The sequence below is a fragment of the Roseateles aquae genome (genome assembly GCF_032337115.1).
GTDB classification, from domain to species: domain Bacteria; phylum Pseudomonadota; class Gammaproteobacteria; order Burkholderiales; family Burkholderiaceae_C; genus Roseateles_C; species Roseateles_C aquae.
In genome coordinates this window covers 459,192-477,411 of the sequence record NZ_JAVXZY010000003.1, presented here as the reverse complement: position 1 = coordinate 477,411, position 18,220 = coordinate 459,192, and the positions used below count along the sequence as shown (strand labels likewise).

Genomic DNA, 18,220 nt, shown 5'->3' with positions numbered 1-18,220 from the left:
CACGCCGTTCAAAGCCGTGTGAACGGCCCGCTGGCCAGCCAGCGCTCGATCTGCGCCTGACGGTCATTGCCCCAGAAGGGCTCGCCGTCGACGATAAAAAACGGCGCGCCAAACACGCCACGTGCCAGCGCCTCCTCATTGGCCTGTTTGAGCCGCTGCTTCCAGCGCTCATCGCTCCAGGCCGCCTCGGCCGCATCGGCATCCAGGCCCTGCTCGCTGGCCAGCTCGCGCAAGGCCGCCGCGTCGTTGAGCGGCACGCCGCGGGTGAAGTAGGCCCGCAGGCCGGCGCGCGCCCAGGCCACGGCGCGGGCGCCATCAACGCTGTCATTCAGCCACCAGAACACCCGGGCGGCGTTCTGGGTCGGGATCGGAAACTTCTCCGGCTGGCGATAAGGCAGGCCAGCGAAATGAGCCGAGCGTTCGAAATCACGCAGTACGTACTCGCGCTTGAGCGGGTAGGCCACCGGCGGCTTCAGCTCGGCGGCTTGAAAGGTCACCCCCAACAGCATGGCCTGCCATTGCACATGGCGACCATGGCGCGCCGCGACTGCCTCTATCCATTCGGAGGCGATGTAGCTGTACGGCGATGAAAAATCGAAAAAGAACTGCAGCGCGGACCGCTGCGACCGTAGCGCTGAGACGTCATCAATCGGCATCGTCCTCTCTCCTTTTGCGCAGGCGACGCTGCGACACACGGGTTGATTCTGCGCCATCGCACCGGCAGGCCATCATCTCGTGCAAGCAGCCCGGCCGTGGCCACATCCAAGCTGCTTTATTTGGCATCAAGCGGGCGCATGTTGCACAAGACAGGCGCTCCCCGCCCAAGCGAGATCAACAAGGAATCAAATCCGCTGCAGCGCTGGCCCCCTGCTTTGAGCCGTCGCTGGCGTCCTTCGTCGCACGAAGAAATTGGTGGCAGCGAGCGCTCTGATACGCCGCTGAGACCAGTCTGCCACTGAGGCTGCGTCGAGGCGCTTTACAGCGGTGCGCGGCCGGTCTCGCACCGCTGACGCAAGCATTTGATTCGTTACTACTTTTTCGAACTGGCCCAGGTTTTGCTGGGCCATCTCCGCCGAATCCGGCGTGATCACTGATTCAAGGGACTCTCATGCTCAAAAAGAACATTCAAAGTGCGCTGCTGGCGCTCAGCCTCGTCACATTGCCCTTCAGCGCGTTTGCCACGCCAGTCAAGCTGGGCTTTGAAGGTGTCGTCGGGGATAGCGATTCCAGCACGCCCATCACACCGTATACCGAATCTGGCTTCACCCTGACCAATCTGAAGCCAACGCCAATCAACGACGGTATTTTTGGAAAAACCTCCGGCGTGAACACCAACGGCAGCGCGGTCTTTGGCTTCTGCGCCTATGACAACACCTGCGACCGGGGCACCGCGATCCGCCTGACTGGCGCCGCGCCGTTCTCGCTCAACAGCATCGAGATCGCCAGCCTCTTTCCGAACTTCACGCCGCAAGCAGCCAACACCTCCCTTCAATTGATCGGAACCCTGTTCGGCGGCGGCACCATCACGACGACGCTCAGCTACAGCACCACCTGGGCCGCCTATAGCGTGTCGGGCTTCAGCAATCTGCAGAGTCTCGAACTGCGTGGCATCAACGACTACGCGGTAGGGATAGACAACCTGATCCTGAATGCGGACGCCGGCAACCGCCTGCCAGAACCAGGCAGCCTGGCCCTCAGCGCCCTGGCCCTGACAGCGCTCGGCCTGCGTCGGCGCGCATCGGTTCAGCGTTGAGCTTGCGGCTCATGCGCTGAGCCACGGGCTCAGGCTAGACAGGCAGCGGCCCGCTTCGATGGCGCGCCCTGCCTGTTTCACATTGAGGTCAGTTTCGTCAGCGCAGGCGGAACTGCGCCACCAGCTCATTCAAGCGCCCGGCCTGCGACTTGAGGCTCTCGGCCGCCGCCGCGCCCTGCTCCACCAGCGCGGCGTTCTGCTGCATCGATTGATCCAGGCGGTCTACTGAATCGGCAATCTCGCGCAGCCCGCTGCTTTGCGTGCGTGCCATCTGCGTCGCGTCGGCAATCAGGGCCGCCACGCGCTCGATGCTGCTCACCACTTCCTGCATGCGCGAGCCGGCATCGTTGACCAGATTCGAGCCGGCATCGACCTGCTCGACCGAGCTGCTGATCAGCGTCTTGATCTCGCGCGCGGCCTCGGCGCTGCGCTGCGCCAGCAAACGCACCTCGCCCGCCACCACGGCAAAGCCGCGCCCCTGCTCGCCGGCCCGCGCCGCCTCGACGGCCGCGTTCAGCGCCAGGATATTGGTCTGGAAGGCGATGCCATCGATGACGCCGATGATGTCGGCAATCTTGCGGCTCGAGTGGCTGACGCCGCTCATCGCCTGCACCGCGCGGCCGACCACTTCGCCGCTCTGGCGCGCCTGTTGGCTGGTCGACTGGGCCAGACCGCTGGCCTCGTCCATCGCCTCGCTGCTGTGCCGCGCCGCCTCGGTCATGCTGCGCATCGAACTGGCGGCGGCCTGCAGATCGGCACTGCCCTGCTCGGTGCGCTGGCTCAAGTCCTGGTTCCCAGCGGCAATCTCGCTGGCCGCGGTATTGACCTGATCGGCGCCATCTCGCAGCGTGCTCATCATCTTGCGCAGCCGGTCCTGCAGCGACTGCATCACCGTCAGACCGACGCGGGCCGAGGCGGTGCCGGTGATCGGCACATCCTCACGCAGATCGCCCTCGCTCATCCGTGTGGCGCCCGCCATCAGGTGGCGCATGAAGTCACCGGTGCCGCCGGCGCTGTCCAGGTAGAGCCAGATGTCGAGTGCGCCGATCAACAGGCTGCCGACGATCAGCGTCGTGCTGCCCCAGCCGGCCAGCAGCCCGATGATGAGGAAGGCCTGCAGGCCGATGTTCAGGGCCAGTGTCAGCGCGATGCGCTGCTGGATGGTCAGGTGAGAGAAAAGCACAAGGACCTCCTTTGGCCAGCGGGCCGTGACGACACAGTGTGCCAGCCTCCGCCGGGGTCAGGTGTTGCGCGGCCGCCTCGGGCTGGTGCTTGCAGTGTTTGAGCGGCAGGCCACAGCTTGGCTGGCGTGGCATGAGCGGCTACTCGCTAAGAGGCTAGCGGTTTGGGTGAGAGTCCGTGCCGCTACTCCCCCCGCTGCAGCCTCTCCAACGCCGCCTCCAACACCTCATCCCTCCCCGAGCGCCAGCCCGCCAAGGTAGGCTGAACGGCAAGATCGGGCAGCAAGCCCTTGCCGACGAATTCGGTGCCATCGGGCAATAGGTCGCGCTTGCTGCAGACACGCGCCATGCCGCCACCGGGCAGCTTGAAGAACAGCGGCTGACCGGTGCTGCCACCGGTGGCTTCGCCAACCACAGGGCCGCGCGCCATGCGCTTGAAGGCGGCGACGAAGTCCTCGGCGGCCGAGTAGGTAGCGCCGCTGGTCAGCACCGCCACCGGGCCCTTGAACTGCCGCTGCGCATCGGGCTGCACGAGGTCCGGGCTGCCGCCTTCAATCGTCAAGGGCAGGCCCCAGGCCCGCCAGGCGGACACCTGCGAGCGGGTCCACCACTGCGAGGTTTCGAAGGGCTGCGGGCTCAGCGTCGAGAGGATGCGATAGCCCACGCTGCCGTTGCCACCGCCGTTCTCGCGCAGATCGAAGACGATGGCCCGCGCCTTGGCAATCTGCTCGAAGGCGGCGAGGTAGGCTTGGGCCGGCTTGTCGTCGCCGAAGCCGCGCAGCTCCACCAGGGCCACATCGCCCGGCAGCATGCGCCAGCCGAAGGCACCGTCGTTCTTGGCGAACAGCGCGGCCCGGGCCTTGCCATCCAGCCGTGGCACCCGAAGCTGGCGAACCGCGCCCGGAGCGGCGTCGCGCAAGGTCAGCTTGACCGGCTTTCGCACATCGCCGCGCAGCAGGTTGTAATCGTAGAGGCGCTGCGCCAAGTCCTGCGCTGTGGACGCCGAGGTGAACGGCTGAATCTGCTGTCGCGCATAGGCCTGCACCGGTTGTCCGTCAATGGCGATGATCTCCTGGCCCACGGCCAGGCCCAGTCGGGCCAGCTCCGGATCGAGCAGCTGGCTGATCACCACATGGCCCTCGATCTGCCGGGTGCGCAAGGCCGGCCGGGCCAGCATGCGGTCGCGCAGCTCATCCGGCACGACGACGTTGCTGTGGCCATCCTGCAAGCGCGCCATCATCCGCATCAGCTCACGGTAGTAGTCCTCGGTGCGCGGCGTGGCCTTGACGCGCTCCAGCGTCTGCAGATAGAGCGCGTCCCAGTCCAGCTCGGGCACCAGCTCGAAGTTGGCGAAATGGGTCTTGACCTCGGCCCACAGGCGCGACACGCCGGCGATGCGCTCGTTCAGCGGCAGCGTCTCGCGAAACGGTGTTTCGATGGCACGCGCCTCGTAGAGCCGTTCGCGCAAGGCATCGCGGGCGCGGGCCTTGGCCAGGGTGGCGGGCCAGCGCGGGTCGGCACGCAGGGGCGTCAGTTCGCTGGCTGTCTCCAACCATTGGGCGGGCACCAGCTGCTGCTCGATGTCCATCCTTGCCAGCGTCTGCCAGGCGGCCTCAAGCTGCCCCGTGGCAGCCTGCAGCTGCAGCAAAAGCCAGGCATTGCGCGGCAGCAGGCCTTCATCGCTGACATCGGCCTGCACCAGGGCCAGTGCCTCGGCGAACTTCCCGGCTGACTGCAGCGTCTCGGCCTGGTCCAGCCGCTCTTTCGCCGGCGGCCGCGGCGCGGCCAGGCTCGGATTCAAAACGCCGGCCAACAGGGCCAGCACCAGCGCATGGGGCGCAAATCGCTTCATCCCGACCTCCCACAAGAAGGGTCGGATTGTGGCCAGCCCCGCGGCGCCGGCCGGAAGTGATGAATTGATCAGGCCAGCGCGCGGCTGATCAGGATCTTCTGCACTTCGGAGGTGCCTTCGTAGATCTGCGTCACGCGCACATCGCGGTAGATGCGCTCAACCGGGAAGTCGCTGACATAGCCGTAGCCGCCGTGGATCTGGATCGCGGCGGAACAGACGCGCTCGGCCATCTCGCTGGCGAACAGCTTGGCCATCGCCGCTTCCTTCAGGCAGGGCTGGCCGGCGTCCTTCAGGCTGGCGGCATGCCAGATCAGCTGGCGCGCGGCCTCGATCTGGGTCGCCATATCGGCCAGCTTGTGGCTCATCGCCTGATGTTCGAACAGCGGCACACCAAAGGCGATGCGCTCCTTGCTGTACTTCAGCGCCGCCTCGAAGGCCGCGCGCGCCATGCCCACGCTCTGGCTGGCGATGCCGATGCGGCCGCCTTCCAGGCCGGAGAGTGCAATCTTCAGGCCCTGGCCTTCTTCGCCGAGGCGGTAGCGCGCCGGGATGCGGCAGTTCTCGAACAGGATCTGCGCCGTGTCGCTGGCATGCTGGCCCATCTTGTCTTCGATGCGGGCGACCGTGTAGCCCGGCGTCCTGGTCGGCACCAGGAAGGCGCTGATGCCCTTCTTGCCGGCGGCCTTGTCGGTCACGGCCATCACGATGGCCACATCGCCGTTCTTGCCGCTGGTGATGAACTGCTTGACGCCGTTGAGCACGTACTCATCGCCGTCGCGCACGGCGTTGGTCTTCAGGCCACCGGCTTCCGAACCGACATGCGGCTCGGTCAGGCAGAAGGCGCCGAGCATGTCGCCACGCGCCAGCGGCTTCAGGAATTCCTGCTTCTGCTCCTCGTTGCCAAAGGCCATCAGGATGGAGCAGACCGGGCAGTTGTTGACGCTGACCACGGTGGACGTGGCGCCGTCGCCGGCACCGATCTCTTCCAGGATGATGGCCAGGGCCAGGTAGTCCAGTCCGGCGCCGTCGTACTCGGTGGGCACGGCCACGCCGTAGCAGCCCAGCTCGGCCAGGCCCTTCAACTCAGCGGCGGGGAAGTGGTGGTTCTTGTCCCATTCCGCGGCCTTGGGCGCGATCTGGTCCTGCACAAAGGCGCGGACGGCGTCCTGCACCGCGCGGTGGTCGTCACTGAGCAGCATGTCGGGTTACAGCAAGTTTCGGATGGGCTGGATTGTGCCAGCCGGGCAGGGCCTGGCATCAGCGCTTCACGGCGCCGAAGGGATCGCCCTCGCGCCAGCGCGGCATCGCGTCGGCGTCGGCAATCGCGCGGCCCAGGTTCAGCGTGTACTGGGCCTGCTCGCGCATGCCGGCGAGGTCCCAACTCGGGTCGTAGCGGTCGCTGGGCTGGTGGTAGCGCTGGCCATAGGCCTTGCGGCGCTCGGCGCGCTCGGGGCTGGCATCCAGATAGCGGCTGCCGCTGCCGACCGAGAAGGCCGGCACGCCGGCGCGGGCAAAGCTGAAGTGGTCGCTGCGGAAGAAATAACCGCCCACATCCACGCGCGGCGGTGCGATCTGCAGGCCCATCTGCGTCGCCACCTGGGCCGCGGTTTCGCCCAACGTCGAGCGATCGCTGCCCGAGGCGCCGATGTCCGCGGTGCGGCCGACGAAGTTCAGCGTATCCAGGTTCAGCGCCGCCGCCGTCTTGGCCAGCGGCCACAGCGGTTCGCGCGCATACCAGGCGCTGCCCAACAGGCCATGCTCCTCGGCCGCCGCCCACAGAAAAAGCTGGCTGCGCCGCGCCGGCTGGCGCACCGCCGCCTGCGCCATCGCCAGCAGCGCGGCGCTGCCCGAGGCGTTGTCCACCGCGCCGTTGAAGATTCTGGTCTCGCCGTTCTCGCCCTGCGCCACGCCCAGGTGGTCCCAGTGCGCCGAATAGATCACCAGCTCGTCGCGCAGCTGCGGGTCGCTGCCCGGCACCAGGCCGGCCACATTGAAGGGCTGCAGGCGGCGCAGCGCCGTGTGCAGCTCGCCCTGCACCTTCAAGCCCAGCGGCATGGGGCGGAACTCGCGCGTGCCGGCCTGCGCACGCAGCGCGTCCAGATCCTGCCCAGCCGCGGCCAACAGGCGGCGTGCCGCGGCCTCGCTGAGCCAGCCCTGCATCGCCAGGCCCGGCGCCTTCGAGTCCAGCTGGAACTGCTCGCCCAGCGCGCCCTGGCTGACCACCGCCCAGCCGCTCAGCGTCGAGGTCTCGGTATGGACGATCAGCACGCCGCGCGCGCCATGGCGCAGCGCTTCTTCCTGCTTGTAGCCCCGACGGCCGTAGATGGTCATGGCCGCGCCGCCAAAGCGCTGCGGCTCGGCCTCGGTCGGCGGCGGGTCATTGGCCAAGACGACAAGGATCTTGCCGCGCACATCCTGGCCCTTGAAGTCGTCCCAGCGCTCCTCGGCCGCCGTGATGCCATAGCCGGCGAACACCAGCTCGGCATCGATGCGGTTCAGCGCCTCGCCATTGCCGGCGCTGTAGACCCAGTCGCTGCCAAAGCTCAAGGGCGCGCCCAGCTTGGCACCAGCAGCCACGCTCAGCTGCCCGGGCTGCAGCAGCGTCCGCGTGCCCAGCAGCGGCACCGCCTGCCGGTAGCCGCTGCGGCCTGGCAGCGGCTGCAGGCCGATCACCTGTGCCTGCGTCTCCAGATAGGCCACGGTCAGATCACCGCCGCGCTGTCCGGTACCTCGGCCCTCGAACAGGTCTGAGGCCAGCAGCGCCAGATGGGCACGCAGCGGCGCTTCGGCAACCTGTGGCAGCGATGTGTCTCCGGCCCGGGCGGCAAACATCAAGGTCAGCAGTGCGAGGGTCAGGGCTTGCTTGCAGGCGGATTTCCAGTGCGGTCCAGAGGTCTTCACAGGCTGGCTTTCGGTGGATCTGGGGTGGCGCCGATTATTGGCGGCTGCAGCAAGCCGAGCATCAAGCCCGGCTCAGGGCTATCCCGGAGAACAGCCCATCTGTCTCTCACGCCGGTGCGACGCTCGCCCCGCTCAGCAAACCCTGCAAGCTGGCCGGCTGAGTGCCTGCTGCTGTCCAAGCAGCTCCACCGACTATGGCCGACTCGTCGGCAATTCGCGGCAATAACGTTCCGCGCTCTTGTCCGGGTAGCGCCAGGCCAGTATTTCACCAGTTGGCGCAAGATCAAACTGCCAGCGGCAGTGACCGGCCGCCGTCAGCGCATAGTCGCGCGTCTCCACGCCTTCGCGCCGTGTGCTGCTGAGCAGGTGGTCAAGTGACGGCCACGGCAGGGCCTCGGTTTGACGGCCAATGGCTGCATCAAGGGCTGGGTCCAGAGAGTAAAACGACACACAGCCCATCACCGTCAAGCAGACGATCGAAGCTGCACAGCGCATCTGCAGAGCTATTGCGCGCAGCCTGCGGGCGCTCCGGTCAGTCACCACGCCAGCGCCTCGCCGTCGTAATTGAAGAATCGTCCGTTGTCGCCGGGCTGCAGCCGCGCCAGCAGCGCGCGCATGCCGGCCACGCTGGTGGTGGCATCGATGTCTGCGCCCTCGCCGCCCATCTCGGTGCGCACCCAGCCCGGGTGCAGGCTCACACAGACGGCGCGCCCCTGCAGCGCCAGCGACACATCCTTCATCACCGAATTCAATGCCGCCTTGGAGGCGCGATACAACCAGCCACTGTTGTCCTCGCGCAGCCCGATAGAGCCCATCCGCGAGGACAGCATCCCCAGCCTCGCCTGGGGTGCCAGCGCCTCCTGCAACTGCGGCAGCAGCCGCATCGCGGCCAGCACATTGGTGTGCATCACTTCGTCGAACTGCGCTGCCGTCGGCGTCTGCAGGCCCTGGCTGCGCGAGCCGAAGACGCCGGCATTGAGCACCACCACATCAAACGCCTCGCCATCGATCTGCCAGGCCAGGCCCGAGCAGCTGGCCACATGGCTGACGTCCAGCTTCAGCGGCTTGGCCCCCAGCGCCTGCACGGCCGCCAGGCCCTCGTCGCTGCGCGCCGTGCCAACAACGCGCGCCCCGGCTTCACGGTACTGGCGTACGAACTCCAAACCCAGGCCGCGCGAGGCACCGATGATCAATACGCTGGACATGCACAACTCTCTCAAAAACTCAGGCGCTCATGCTCGCACACAAACAAAGGCCGGCTCGTGCAGCTTCAGATCGCCGTCCTTCAAGGGCTGCCCCAGGCGATAGCCCACGCAATCCACCGCAGCGCTGGAAAACGAGGGCTGGCCTCTCTGTTCCCAGCCATGCGAATCAAAGCTCACTTCATGCAGGTTGCCCGACTCACCGCGCAAGAGCAGCCAAACCCTTGAGTCTTCGCCCTGCGCCTCGGACAAGACCCAGAACGCTGCCCCGGCATGCCGGGCCGCCTCCACACAGCTTGTGGCAGCAGACAGCTCTGGCGCTTTCGAAGCGAGCCGCAGCACGCCGCAGGAACTGGCCGCTTCGGGGTCCTTGGCCAGGTGCTCGCCAACGGCCGCCATCAAGGCTGCCTGCCATGCGGCTTCAGTTGGGCGCAGCGATGGTGGGCGCGAATCCACCGTCAGCAATGCCAGCACCAGGCCCAGCGCGCAGAGGCTGAGGGAGGTGGTGAGCAGCGGTGGGGTGGTGAACATGGCTTCGGCCTCAGGCGAGTTGGCACCAAGGGTGCTGGCCTAGCGGTGGGCTGCCGTCGACCCAAAGTTGCCTTCGCCTGCGGCAACCTCGCTGCTCCGCAGCGGCCGTTCAAGGCCGAGGCAACCGGACCGCGAAGACGAGTGGCTCTGACTGCAGCATGTCCATCCACCTGCCACGTTATGTTTACGCATAGCCTGGCGTCAAAAATGGAGCGAGCCGTGAGTCAATGAAGTGATTCGGACGCCACCCCCCCAGAAGCTTGTCGACTATAAAGTTGTCCGCGATGGCAGCGGCTGTGCCAACCAGTGGGTTGTGCGACTCAAGTACCGTGGTGAACAGGTAGCGTGCAGTCTTTGCCGGAACTGACTGTATCCAACCTTCCTTGGAGACTGCTGCCAGATAGTTACGCAGCAATCCCTCATCGACGGTCGCCGCCTTGAGCCAATCTTTGAATCGAGTTGCCTTGTCAAGAAGGACCAAGAAGTCCTTGAAGGAACGCTGACCGGAGTCAATGCATTCCCTCAGCGACGGATAGTCAGGAAGAGTGACGTTATGGAATGCATCAAGCTCTGAAACGTTGAGGTGTCGACGCCTCAAGATCTCCGAATACCTAACTTGCACGATTGACGAAGTTGCATCCGACGACACGAAGTCCCCGCCGTAAAAGGCGGCAAGTGATATGTCGGCACGTGCATCGAGGATGTGACTAAGAAGATGCGCCTCAGTGATCGGCTCGTGCGGTGGCATCAGGGATGCTCGACGCCGGTTTATCTGCTCAAAGTCGATGTTGTTGAATACATAGAGTCCAAGATCAGTGTCAACGACGTCGAAGCGAAGTGCGTCCCCCAGGCTTGTGGCTCCTGGCGTGCGGGAAAGTGCTGCATTCACTGCAGCCCGTACGAAGTCGGGCTCCCTTAGGTCGGCACGGGCAGCATGTGTGATGCCACCCTTCAGGTAGAAGTCTCCCGAGTACTTTCGAGGTGGTGCATAGCGCAGAAACGGCTTGGCAAACCGCCTCGCGTCGGACGCACTTATTCCTTGTGATCGAAACATGTAGGCAACGCGATCGTCCCGTGACGAGAACGTACCTTCACCTTCATGGCCTGCGAGGGTGAATGCGACGTAGGAATGGACACTTAGTGGTCCAACCGATTGTGAGTGCGTGCCAAGGGTCTCCTCGCAGTAGACGGCCGTGCAGTCTGGTCGCTGAAGCACTGACAGCAGGGTCCCGGGCCCAAGTTGGCGAACCAACTGGCCGAAACTGCCCATGTCAATGACAAGGTGAACGTTCTGATAGAAGAGCAATGCTTCAGCAAGCTGCCCGGCAGTGATTGCCTCTCCACCTTCGGATCTTCGAAGGACAATCTTTTCAAACAACTGTTGTACTCCCCTGAAAAAGCCGATACGGCTCAACGCCGCGGGCGTCTATGTATTTGTGCGCCGGCGCAAGCTGTCGCAAAACTCCTAAAACCGCGCACTACCTAGCATCGAGAGGCGAATACTGAACAGACGCAGCCGCGTCCGCCGCCTCAGTTCACCAACCCAAACGTCACAAACCCACCGCCCGCCTCCGCCAGCGCCTTCAGCCCCACCGTGCTGGCGCTGATGCCATTGAACTTGAGCTGCCGCTCGATCTCCCTGGCGTGCTTGGCCAGCGCCAGCGCGGCGGCCATACGCTCGGCAGCGTGCGGGGCGAGGTCGCCGTAATTCAGCTCCAGGTTCGCGCCGGCGCTCATCAGCGAGTTCAGAAAGCCGGCTTGCAGTGAGTTGTTGTGCATCTGAGGTCTCCTTGGCGTGGGCTCAGCATAGTCCTGACCGGCCGATGAAGCGCCTGCGGTTTACCTGGAGACGGCAGTCCGTTGAGCGAGGCTTGAGGGGAAAGGCTGGCTGCCGCGCCCGCGCTGCCCCGGCGCGGCGTCAGCGCGCCACCGGCTCGCCGCCACCGTGGCCCGCCCTTCTCTTCAGGTACGCGGCGATCTTCACAAAACTCTCCACCCAATAGCGCTCCGGATGCGCAGCCAAGTGCTCCAGCAGCGCCTGGTGCGCGGCCTTGGACAGGCTGAGGTAATCGCCGCCAATGCCGTGAAAGGTGATGCTGGCCAGCGTGCCTTTGGCGGCGGCATCCTCGACGAAGGCGATCAGGTCAGCGGCGCTGGCGTCGACCGGGCCGGCCGTCTAGAGGTCCAAGGGGTCAAGCGTTGCCAGCGAATGCGCCACACCGCCAACGCGCGACTTGATGCCGACGAAATCGCCGCGGATGGCCGGCAGATAGGGCTGGCCGGCGGCCAAGGGGTCGGTGCAGGGCGCGGTGAAGGTGCGCTCGGTCTGGCCATCGATCGCCTGCAGAAAGGCATTGGCCAGCAGGATCTCTTCACGCAACTGGGTCACGCTGGTGCGATCCAGATCGCGGTGCGGCGCCACCCAATCGCGGCCCGGGGCCGAGCGCGAACAGGGGTGGAACAGCGTGTGATTGCCCAGCTCATGGCCGGCGGCAGCGGCGCGGCGCCATTCGGCCAGGCGTTGGCTGACCGTCGGGTTGGACAAGGTCAGATAGAAGGTCGCCCTCAACCCCAAGGCGTTCAGCGCAGGCAGGGCGTTATCCAGCTGGGACGGCAGCGCGTCGTCATACGACAGGCTCACCGCGGCGCGCGCGCCGCCTGGCCATTGAAAGGGCTCGGTCTTCACCTGCGCCAGTGCCTGCGACGTGATCAGGCTCACAGCCAAGACGCTGAGGCCCAGCAGATGCAGCCGATGCAGCCAGCGCATCGGCCAGGCGTCACCGCGTGCGGCGGCCCTCACTGTCTTCATCGCGTCCTCCCCTGTCGTGTGGCCTGCGGATGATAAGCAGCTCGCCACACCGCCAACGCCGGCCGCATCGCGCACAGCCACCCCCATCCGGGCGATGCCTGACACGGTTTTGCCGCCGCCGACGAGGCATACTCCTGGCCGCAGCCATGGACCCATTCACGACTTTCACGGCCTCTGCCGCCGCCGAAGGCCGCGCCCCGGAAGCACAGGGCGCCGCCTGGCTCTGCCTGCTCGGCAATTTCGAACTCCGCGATGCGGCGGGCCAGCCGCTGCTGCTGCCCTATGAAAAAGTGCGTGTGCTGCTGGCGCTCTTGGCGCTCAATGCCGGGCCCTGGGAACGCGAAGCGCTGGCCGCCCTGCTCTGGCCCGACACCGATCTCACTCAGGCCCGCGCCAATCTGCGCCGCGCCCTGTTCGATCTGCAAAAGGCACTGCTGAAGCTGCTGCCGGCCGAGGAGCTGGCGGCCTTGCTGGTGACCGACAAGCGCCAGATCGAGCTGCGCGACCGGCCGGCACTGCAGGTCGACACCCGTCATTTCGCGCTGGCCCAGCTGGATGCCGCGTCGGACTCGGTGGCCGGGCGGCTCGAAGCGCTGCGCCGCGCCCGCACGCTGTACCGCGGCCCCTTGCTGGCCCAGCTGCGACTGGAGAGCTCGCCCGCCATGGCCGGCTGGCTGCTGCCGCGTCGCGAAGCCCTGCAACGCCAGGCCCAGCGCTGCCTGGAGCAACTCGCCAGCCTGCTTGAACAACAAGGCCATGCGCTTGACCAGGCCGAGGCGGTGGAGGTCAGCCGCGACGCACTTCAGCTCGACCCCTGGGACGAACCGGCGCTGCGCCGCTGCATGCGCCTCCTGGCCCAGCAGCGCCGCGATGAGGCCTTGCGCCTGTACCAGGACTTTGCCCAGCGCCTGAGCGATGAGCTGGGTCTGGCGCCGCAAGACGAAACGCAGGCGCTGGCGGCCCAGCTGCGCGAAGCCGGCAGCAAGCCCCCGGTGGCGGCCGGTTTGCAACGCCGCCGTGTGGTCGCGCTGGTTTGTGAGTGGCTGGCCGACGAAGGCGAGCAGGACCCCGAGGCCCTGGCGCAAAACCTCGCCGATGCACTGCAGGCGGCACGCAACGAACTGGAGCTGGCGGGTGCCTGGGTGCAGCGCGCCGAGGGCGCTGAACTGCTGGCTTATTTCGGCCACCCGGAGGCGCAGGAGCATGCCTCGCGGCTGGCCCTGGATGCCGCCCAGGCCTTGATGGCGGCGGCCGGGGAGCAGACGCTTTCGGCCCGGGCCGGCCTGCACATCGGCTGGGTGCACGCGCGCAGCGAGGCCAGCAGCCCGGACACCTTGGGCGAGCTCAGCCGCGAGGCGCGGCGCCTGAGCTGGGCGGCCGAGCCCGGCACGGTGCACGTCAGCCCGGCCCTGCACCGCCTGGCACGCCAGCACCACGAGTTCGACGGCAGCGCAGCAGATGCCGGCTACCGCCTGCGTGGCGCACTGCCTCTGCGCCAGCAGGCCAGGCGCCAGGGCCTGCAGCCCATGTTCGGCCGCGAGGCGGAGCTGGCCATCCTGCTGCAGTGCTGGCAGGAAGCCCGCACGGGCAGCATGGCGGTCTGGCTGCAGGGCGAGCCCGGCATGGGCAAGACCCGGCTGCTGCAGGCGCTGCGCGCGCAGATCAGCACGCAGGAGCACAGCGCCCACCAGACCCTGCTGCAATGCCTGCCTGAAGCCCGCCACAGCCCGCTGCAGCCGATACTCGCCGGCCTGCATCGGATGCTGAAACGCCTGGGCGACTGCCCGCCGGCCCTGGCCCTGCGCGCGCTGGCCGCGCAGGCCGGCCTGGCGCCCGAGGGGCTGGACCCGCTGCTGCCGCTGCTCTGGCCCGAGCAGGGCGAGGCCGGCATCGCCGCGCCGCACCGGCGCGACACCCAGGCGCTGCTGATGACGCTGTTCGAGCGTTGGACGGGCGGCCAACGGCAGCTGCTGATCTTTGAAGATCTGCACTGGGCCGACCCCAGCACGCTGGAACTGCTGGAACGCCTGCTGCAGCGCGACAACGCCGCAGCCACACCGGCGCTGCTGCTGCTGAGTTCGCGCGAGCCGCCCCCGCTGGCACTGGTGACACGCCTGCGCACGTTGGAGCTGCCGCCGCTACCTGACGACGCCATGCTGAACCTGCTGGCGCAGCTGCAACTGCCGGCGCAACTGAGCCTGACACAGCTGCAGCAGCAGGTGCTGGCGCGCGCGCAGGGCGTTCCCTTGTTTGCCCAGGCCCTGGCTCGTTCGCTGATCGAGGCCCAGGGCGAGCGCGTGCCGGCCACGCTGTGGGATCTGCTGGCCGCCAAGCTGGACCGCCTGCCACCCCCGCTGCGCCGCCTCGCCCAGTGCGCCGCGGTGCTGGGCAGCGACTGGGACGCCCCGCTGCTGGCGGCCATGCTGCCCGAGCAGAACGAGCGCCTGAAGATCGGCCTGCACCGGCTGCAGACCGAAGGCCTGCTGGAGTCCAGGGGCGAAGCGCACTGGCAGTTCCGCCATGCCCTGCTGCGCGATGCGGCCTACGAATCGCTCGGCCCCAGCGACCGGCGCAGCCTGCACCGCTTGGCCGCCAATGCCTTGATGGGCCCGTTCTCGGTGCGCGCTGCCGACGATCCGGCCGCCCTGGCTCGCCACCTGAGCGCCTGCGGCGATCCGGTCGCTGCGCATTACTGGCTGCAAGCCGGCCGCCGCGCCGCCGCACAGTCAGCCCATCAAGAGGCCAGCCACGCCGGCCGCGAGGGCGTGGCCATGCTGGCGCAGGCGCCCATCGAGCTGCGCCGCCGGCTGGAGGCGCCGCTGCTGCTCTTGAGCGGCGCCAGCGTGCTGGCGCTGGAGGGCTATGGCTCGCGCGCTGCCCATGCGCTGTTTGCCCAGGCCCGCGAGGCCTGCGCTGCCGGCGACGATGCCGGCCTGCAGTTCCAGGCCCTGTGGGGCCTGTGGCTGGGCAGCCGCAGCGGGCCCGAGGAACCGCCGGCGCTGGCCCTGGCCGCCGAACTGCAGGCGCTGGCCGAGCGCAGCCATGACGGTGCCGCGCTGGTGCAGGCCCGCTATGCGCTGGGCAACAACCTGGTCTTCGCCGGCCAGCTGCAGGCCGCACTCGTCGAGCTGCAGCGCGCCACCGAGGCCGCCGAACGCGTGCCGGCCGCGCAGCTCCTGGCCCGCTTTGGCGAGCATGGCGGCATTGCCTCGCGGGCAATGAGCAGCTGGCCGCTGGCTTGGCTGGGTCGCCGTGAAGACGCCCAGGCCGCCATCCAGGGCGCGCTGGCCGAGGCCCGCCAGCTCGGCCATGCCCAAACCCTCTGCTTCGTGCTGTGCATGGCCGCCGTGCTGCAGCGCCACTGGCGCGATCCGCAGGCCGCCCTGCCGCTGTGCCATGAAATGCTGGCCCTGGCCGAGCGCCATGGGCTGCAGCTCTGGCTGGCCGTCGGCGCCCTGGTGATGGGCTGGGCCCAGGCCTGGCAGGGCGATGCGGCCGGCATCGCCTCGATACAGATGGCCGTCGACGCCTCGGCGCTGGCCATGCCCAGCACCGAGTCCACTTTCCTTTCCTTCCTCAGCGAGGCGCTGCTGCGCCTGCAGCGGCCCGCCGAGGCCCTGGCCCGCATCGACGAAGCCTTGCAGAAGGCGCCCGAGCGGCAGGAACACTATCTGCTGGCCGAGCTGTGGCGGATGCGCGCCGAGGCCTTGCTGGCCCTGCACCCCCAGTGCGGCGACGCTGCCGCGGCAGACGCGGCCTTGGCCCAGGCCCGCGAGCACGCCCACGCAATGGGTGCGGCCCTCTGGCAGGCGCGCTGCGACGCGATGGCCATGCCGGCCTGAGCGCCGCTGCCACCCAGATGCGGGGGATGCAAGCCCCCGCTTCAACGCTGATTCAACGTTCATTCAACGCTGAGCCCTGAGCATCACGGCCAAGGCGGCCCCAAGGCAACTCGGACCTGGGGCGCCACTGGCATCGTCAGGGAGACAGCAAGCATGAATCCATCACAGCCGCGCCTGGCGCGACGGCCGGCAGGCCACGCCGCCCGATCCGGCATCGGCAGCGGCAGGCCCCGCTTGCGGACGGCTCAGCGCAGCGCCCTGGCCCTGCTCCTGGCCGGCGCGTGCCTGCACGCCCAGGCCGCCAACGAGGGCGAGACAGCACCGCTGCGCCTGTCCGGTTTTGCCACGCTGGGCCTGACCCACAATGACAACGCCGACGCTGGCGCGATCAGCTCCTTCTCGCAGCTGCGGCCGGTGCGCCAGGGCTGGTCGGCCAATCTGGACTCGGTGCTGGGCCTGCAACTGGAGTGGCAGCCGCTGGCCAGCAGCTCGGTGCTGCTGCAGGCAGTCTCGCGGGCCGGCGAGGATGGCCGGCCGCAGCTGCGCGCGGCCTATCTGCGCCAGCAGCTGGGCCAAGGCCTGGCGCTGCGCCTGGGCCGCTTGCGCAGCCCGCTGTACTTCGATTCCGACATTGCCGAGATCGGCTATGCCAATCTGGCCGTGCGCCCGGCGCTGCCGCTGTACAGCGTGGTCAACAGCGTGGCCAGCCTCGACGGTGGCGACCTGCAATGGCGGCACAACATCGGCGACGCCAGCCTGCTGCTGCAGGCCTTTGCCGGCGGCTATGCCTACCAGCACCGCTTCAACAATCTGCAGCCGGTGCAAAGCGCCGATGCGCGGCTCAGCGGCATGCGCGGCTTCAGCGTGGCCTGGAACCGGCCCGAGCTGAGCCTGCGCTTTGCCCGCACCGAGATCGACCGCTACACCATGCGTTCGGCCCATGTCGAGCAGTTGAACGGCGGTCTCGCCCAGCTCGGCGGCGCGCTGCAACAACTGGCCGCCAATCCGCAGCTGCCGCCGCAGCTTCAGGCCGCGCTGCAGGCCCAGGCCACGGCCCTGCCCGGCCTGGCCAATCCCTTTGACAATCGGCCCATCTACACCAGCCTGGGGCTGGACGCCAATCTGGAACGTTGGCGGCTGATGGGCGAGCTGACGCATATGAACTCGCGCGCCGCGCTGGTCGGCCGTTACCGCGGCGCCAGCGTGACGCTGGCGCGCAGCTTCGACGACTTCACGCCCTATCTGAGCTATGCGCGGCTGCAGCGCTACGGCGAGCAGCTCGACCTCGCCGCGCTCTCGCCCAGCGGCCTCGATCCGCGCCTGGACGGTGGCATCGCCCAGCTGCGCGGCGGCTTCGAGCAGGCGCAGCGCTTTGCCGATCTGTCGACCCGCTCGATCAGCGTCGGCCTGCGCTGGGACTGGCGCGAAAACATGGCGCTGAAGGCGCAGTTCGACCGCATCAACACGCCGTCGGCCACCACGCCGGGCAGCCTGGCCGTGGGCCAACTGCCTTTCAACAACAAAGTGCAGCTGTTCAGCCTGACGCTGGACCTCGTTTTCTGAGGGCCGGCGCGATGAAAACCACCATGATGTCACTGGCCTTGATCGCTGCGCTGGCCGCCACGCCGGCGTCCGCCGACAACACGCTGATCGTGATTGCCCACAAGGACGTGGCCGTCGAGCGCCTCAGCGCCGAGACGGTGACGCAGATCTTTCTGCGCCAGCAGCAGAACTGGCCCGACGGCCAGCCCATTCAGCCGATCGACCAGAAGGAAAGCACGCCGCTGCGGCGCCAGTTCTATCTGCAGCTGACCGGCCGCAGCCCCGGCCAGCTGCGCTCCTACTGGGCGCGCCAGAGTTTCACCGGCATGGGCCTGCCGCCCCGCCAGGCCGACAGCGACGAGGAAGTCAGCCGCCTGGTGCAGGCCACGCCCGGCGCCATCGGCTATGTCAGCCGGCGGCCCACGCAAGCCGGCATCAAGGTGCTGCTCAATGCGAGCGCGGAATGAAGGCCAGTCCTGCTTGGCCCCGTCTCACTCACTCCTCGGCTTGGGCCTCAGGGCCACGGCAACTTTCTCGATGAAAGCTGACGCGATGCAGATTCGCAAATCCCGATTCGACACACGGCCTGCCAGCGCCGCACAACGCC

Annotated in this window: 15 protein-coding genes; 4 read left to right on the top strand and 11 right to left on the bottom strand. The window is 67.6% G+C overall.

The annotated features are described in order from the left end of the window. Nucleotides 1-8: 8 nt before the first annotated feature. Complete coding sequence (locus RQP53_RS10885; protein WP_315650332.1) at nt 9-656, bottom strand: 2-hydroxychromene-2-carboxylate isomerase; 648 nt, start codon at nt 654-656, stop codon at nt 9-11. Nucleotides 657-1,108: 452 nt separating this feature from the next. Between RQP53_RS10885 and RQP53_RS10880 the strand changes: the two genes are divergently transcribed. Continuing rightward, complete coding sequence (locus tag RQP53_RS10880; RefSeq protein WP_315650331.1) at nt 1,109-1,753, top strand: PEP-CTERM sorting domain-containing protein; 645 nt, start codon at nt 1,109-1,111, stop codon at nt 1,751-1,753. A gap of 97 nt (nt 1,754-1,850) precedes the next feature. Here RQP53_RS10880 and RQP53_RS10875 read toward each other — a convergent pair whose 3' ends face one another. The 10 genes from RQP53_RS10875 to RQP53_RS10830 all read right to left on the bottom strand — a co-directional run bounded on the left by RQP53_RS10875 (nt 1,851) and on the right by RQP53_RS10830 (nt 12,229). Beyond that, a complete protein-coding gene (locus RQP53_RS10875) occupies nt 1,851-2,936 on the bottom strand; it encodes a methyl-accepting chemotaxis protein (RefSeq protein WP_315650330.1) in 1,086 nt (361 codons plus the stop codon). A gap of 182 nt (nt 2,937-3,118) precedes the next feature. Further along, the gene (locus RQP53_RS10870; protein WP_315650329.1) at nt 3,119-4,786 is read right to left on the bottom strand and encodes a S41 family peptidase; all 1,668 of its coding nucleotides are present in this window, start codon (nt 4,784-4,786) and stop codon (nt 3,119-3,121) included. A gap of 68 nt (nt 4,787-4,854) precedes the next feature. After that, nucleotides 4,855-5,985: an acyl-CoA dehydrogenase family protein gene (locus tag RQP53_RS10865; protein WP_315650328.1), complete on the bottom strand. Its 1,131-nt coding sequence runs from the start codon at nt 5,983-5,985 to the stop codon at nt 4,855-4,857. 58 nt (nt 5,986-6,043) lie between these two features. Further along, nucleotides 6,044-7,687, bottom strand: a complete 1,644-nt coding sequence (locus RQP53_RS10860) for a M28 family peptidase (RefSeq protein ID WP_315650327.1) — start codon at nt 7,685-7,687, stop codon at nt 6,044-6,046. Nucleotides 7,688-7,879: 192 nt separating this feature from the next. Next, nucleotides 7,880-8,155 carry a hypothetical protein gene (locus RQP53_RS10855; RefSeq protein WP_315650326.1) on the bottom strand — a complete coding sequence of 92 codons (276 nt, stop codon included), beginning with the start codon at nt 8,153-8,155 and terminating at the stop codon, nt 7,880-7,882. Nucleotides 8,156-8,223: 68 nt separating this feature from the next. Further along, nucleotides 8,224-8,892, bottom strand: a complete 669-nt coding sequence (locus RQP53_RS10850; protein WP_315650325.1) for an SDR family oxidoreductase — start codon at nt 8,890-8,892, stop codon at nt 8,224-8,226. A gap of 27 nt (nt 8,893-8,919) precedes the next feature. After that, a complete protein-coding gene (locus RQP53_RS10845; RefSeq protein WP_315650324.1) occupies nt 8,920-9,420 on the bottom strand; it encodes a hypothetical protein in 501 nt (166 codons plus the stop codon). Nucleotides 9,421-9,604: 184 nt separating this feature from the next. Further along, nucleotides 9,605-10,798: a hypothetical protein gene (locus RQP53_RS10840; RefSeq protein WP_315650323.1), complete on the bottom strand. Its 1,194-nt coding sequence runs from the start codon at nt 10,796-10,798 to the stop codon at nt 9,605-9,607. Between the two features lie 152 nt (nt 10,799-10,950). Then, nucleotides 10,951-11,199 carry a hypothetical protein gene (locus RQP53_RS10835; RefSeq protein ID WP_315650322.1) on the bottom strand — a complete coding sequence of 83 codons (249 nt, stop codon included), beginning with the start codon at nt 11,197-11,199 and terminating at the stop codon, nt 10,951-10,953. A gap of 397 nt (nt 11,200-11,596) precedes the next feature. After that, nucleotides 11,597-12,229: a polysaccharide deacetylase family protein gene (locus RQP53_RS10830; protein ID WP_315650321.1), complete on the bottom strand. Its 633-nt coding sequence runs from the start codon at nt 12,227-12,229 to the stop codon at nt 11,597-11,599. Nucleotides 12,230-12,375: 146 nt separating this feature from the next. On the opposite strand from RQP53_RS10830, the gene RQP53_RS10825 reads away from it, so the two are divergent. The 3 genes from RQP53_RS10825 to RQP53_RS10815 all read left to right on the top strand — a co-directional run bounded on the left by RQP53_RS10825 (nt 12,376) and on the right by RQP53_RS10815 (nt 18,080). Beyond that, the gene (locus RQP53_RS10825) at nt 12,376-16,071 is read left to right on the top strand and encodes an ATP-binding protein (protein ID WP_315650320.1); all 3,696 of its coding nucleotides are present in this window, start codon (nt 12,376-12,378) and stop codon (nt 16,069-16,071) included. Nucleotides 16,072-16,224: 153 nt separating this feature from the next. Then, complete coding sequence (locus RQP53_RS10820) at nt 16,225-17,634, top strand: hypothetical protein (protein ID WP_315650319.1); 1,410 nt, start codon at nt 16,225-16,227, stop codon at nt 17,632-17,634. 11 nt (nt 17,635-17,645) lie between these two features. Continuing rightward, nucleotides 17,646-18,080, top strand: a complete 435-nt coding sequence (locus RQP53_RS10815) for a substrate-binding domain-containing protein (protein WP_315650318.1) — start codon at nt 17,646-17,648, stop codon at nt 18,078-18,080. The last annotated feature ends 140 nt before the right edge of the window (nt 18,081-18,220 follow it).

Bases quoted from the DNA above. Each gene is read 5' to 3' on its own strand.
- RQP53_RS10885 (WP_315650332.1), bottom strand. From the start codon at position 656: ATGCCGATTGATGACGTCTCAGCGCTACGGTCGCAGCGGTCCGCGCTG.
- RQP53_RS10880 (WP_315650331.1), top strand. From the start codon at position 1,109: ATGCTCAAAAAGAACATTCAAAGTGCGCTGCTGGCGCTCAGCCTCGTC.
- RQP53_RS10870 (WP_315650329.1), bottom strand. From the start codon at position 4,786: ATGAAGCGATTTGCGCCCCATGCGCTGGTGCTGGCCCTGTTGGCCGGC.
- RQP53_RS10865 (WP_315650328.1), bottom strand. From the start codon at position 5,985: ATGCTGCTCAGTGACGACCACCGCGCGGTGCAGGACGCCGTCCGCGCC.
- RQP53_RS10850 (WP_315650325.1), bottom strand. From the start codon at position 8,892: ATGTCCAGCGTATTGATCATCGGTGCCTCGCGCGGCCTGGGTTTGGAG.
- RQP53_RS10845 (WP_315650324.1), bottom strand. From the start codon at position 9,420: ATGTTCACCACCCCACCGCTGCTCACCACCTCCCTCAGCCTCTGCGCG.
- RQP53_RS10835 (WP_315650322.1), bottom strand. From the start codon at position 11,199: ATGCACAACAACTCACTGCAAGCCGGCTTTCTGAACTCGCTGATGAGC.
- RQP53_RS10830 (WP_315650321.1), bottom strand. From the start codon at position 12,229: ATGAAGACAGTGAGGGCCGCCGCACGCGGTGACGCCTGGCCGATGCGC.
- RQP53_RS10825 (WP_315650320.1), top strand. From the start codon at position 12,376: ATGGACCCATTCACGACTTTCACGGCCTCTGCCGCCGCCGAAGGCCGC.
- RQP53_RS10820 (WP_315650319.1), top strand. From the start codon at position 16,225: ATGAATCCATCACAGCCGCGCCTGGCGCGACGGCCGGCAGGCCACGCC.
- RQP53_RS10815 (WP_315650318.1), top strand. From the start codon at position 17,646: ATGAAAACCACCATGATGTCACTGGCCTTGATCGCTGCGCTGGCCGCC.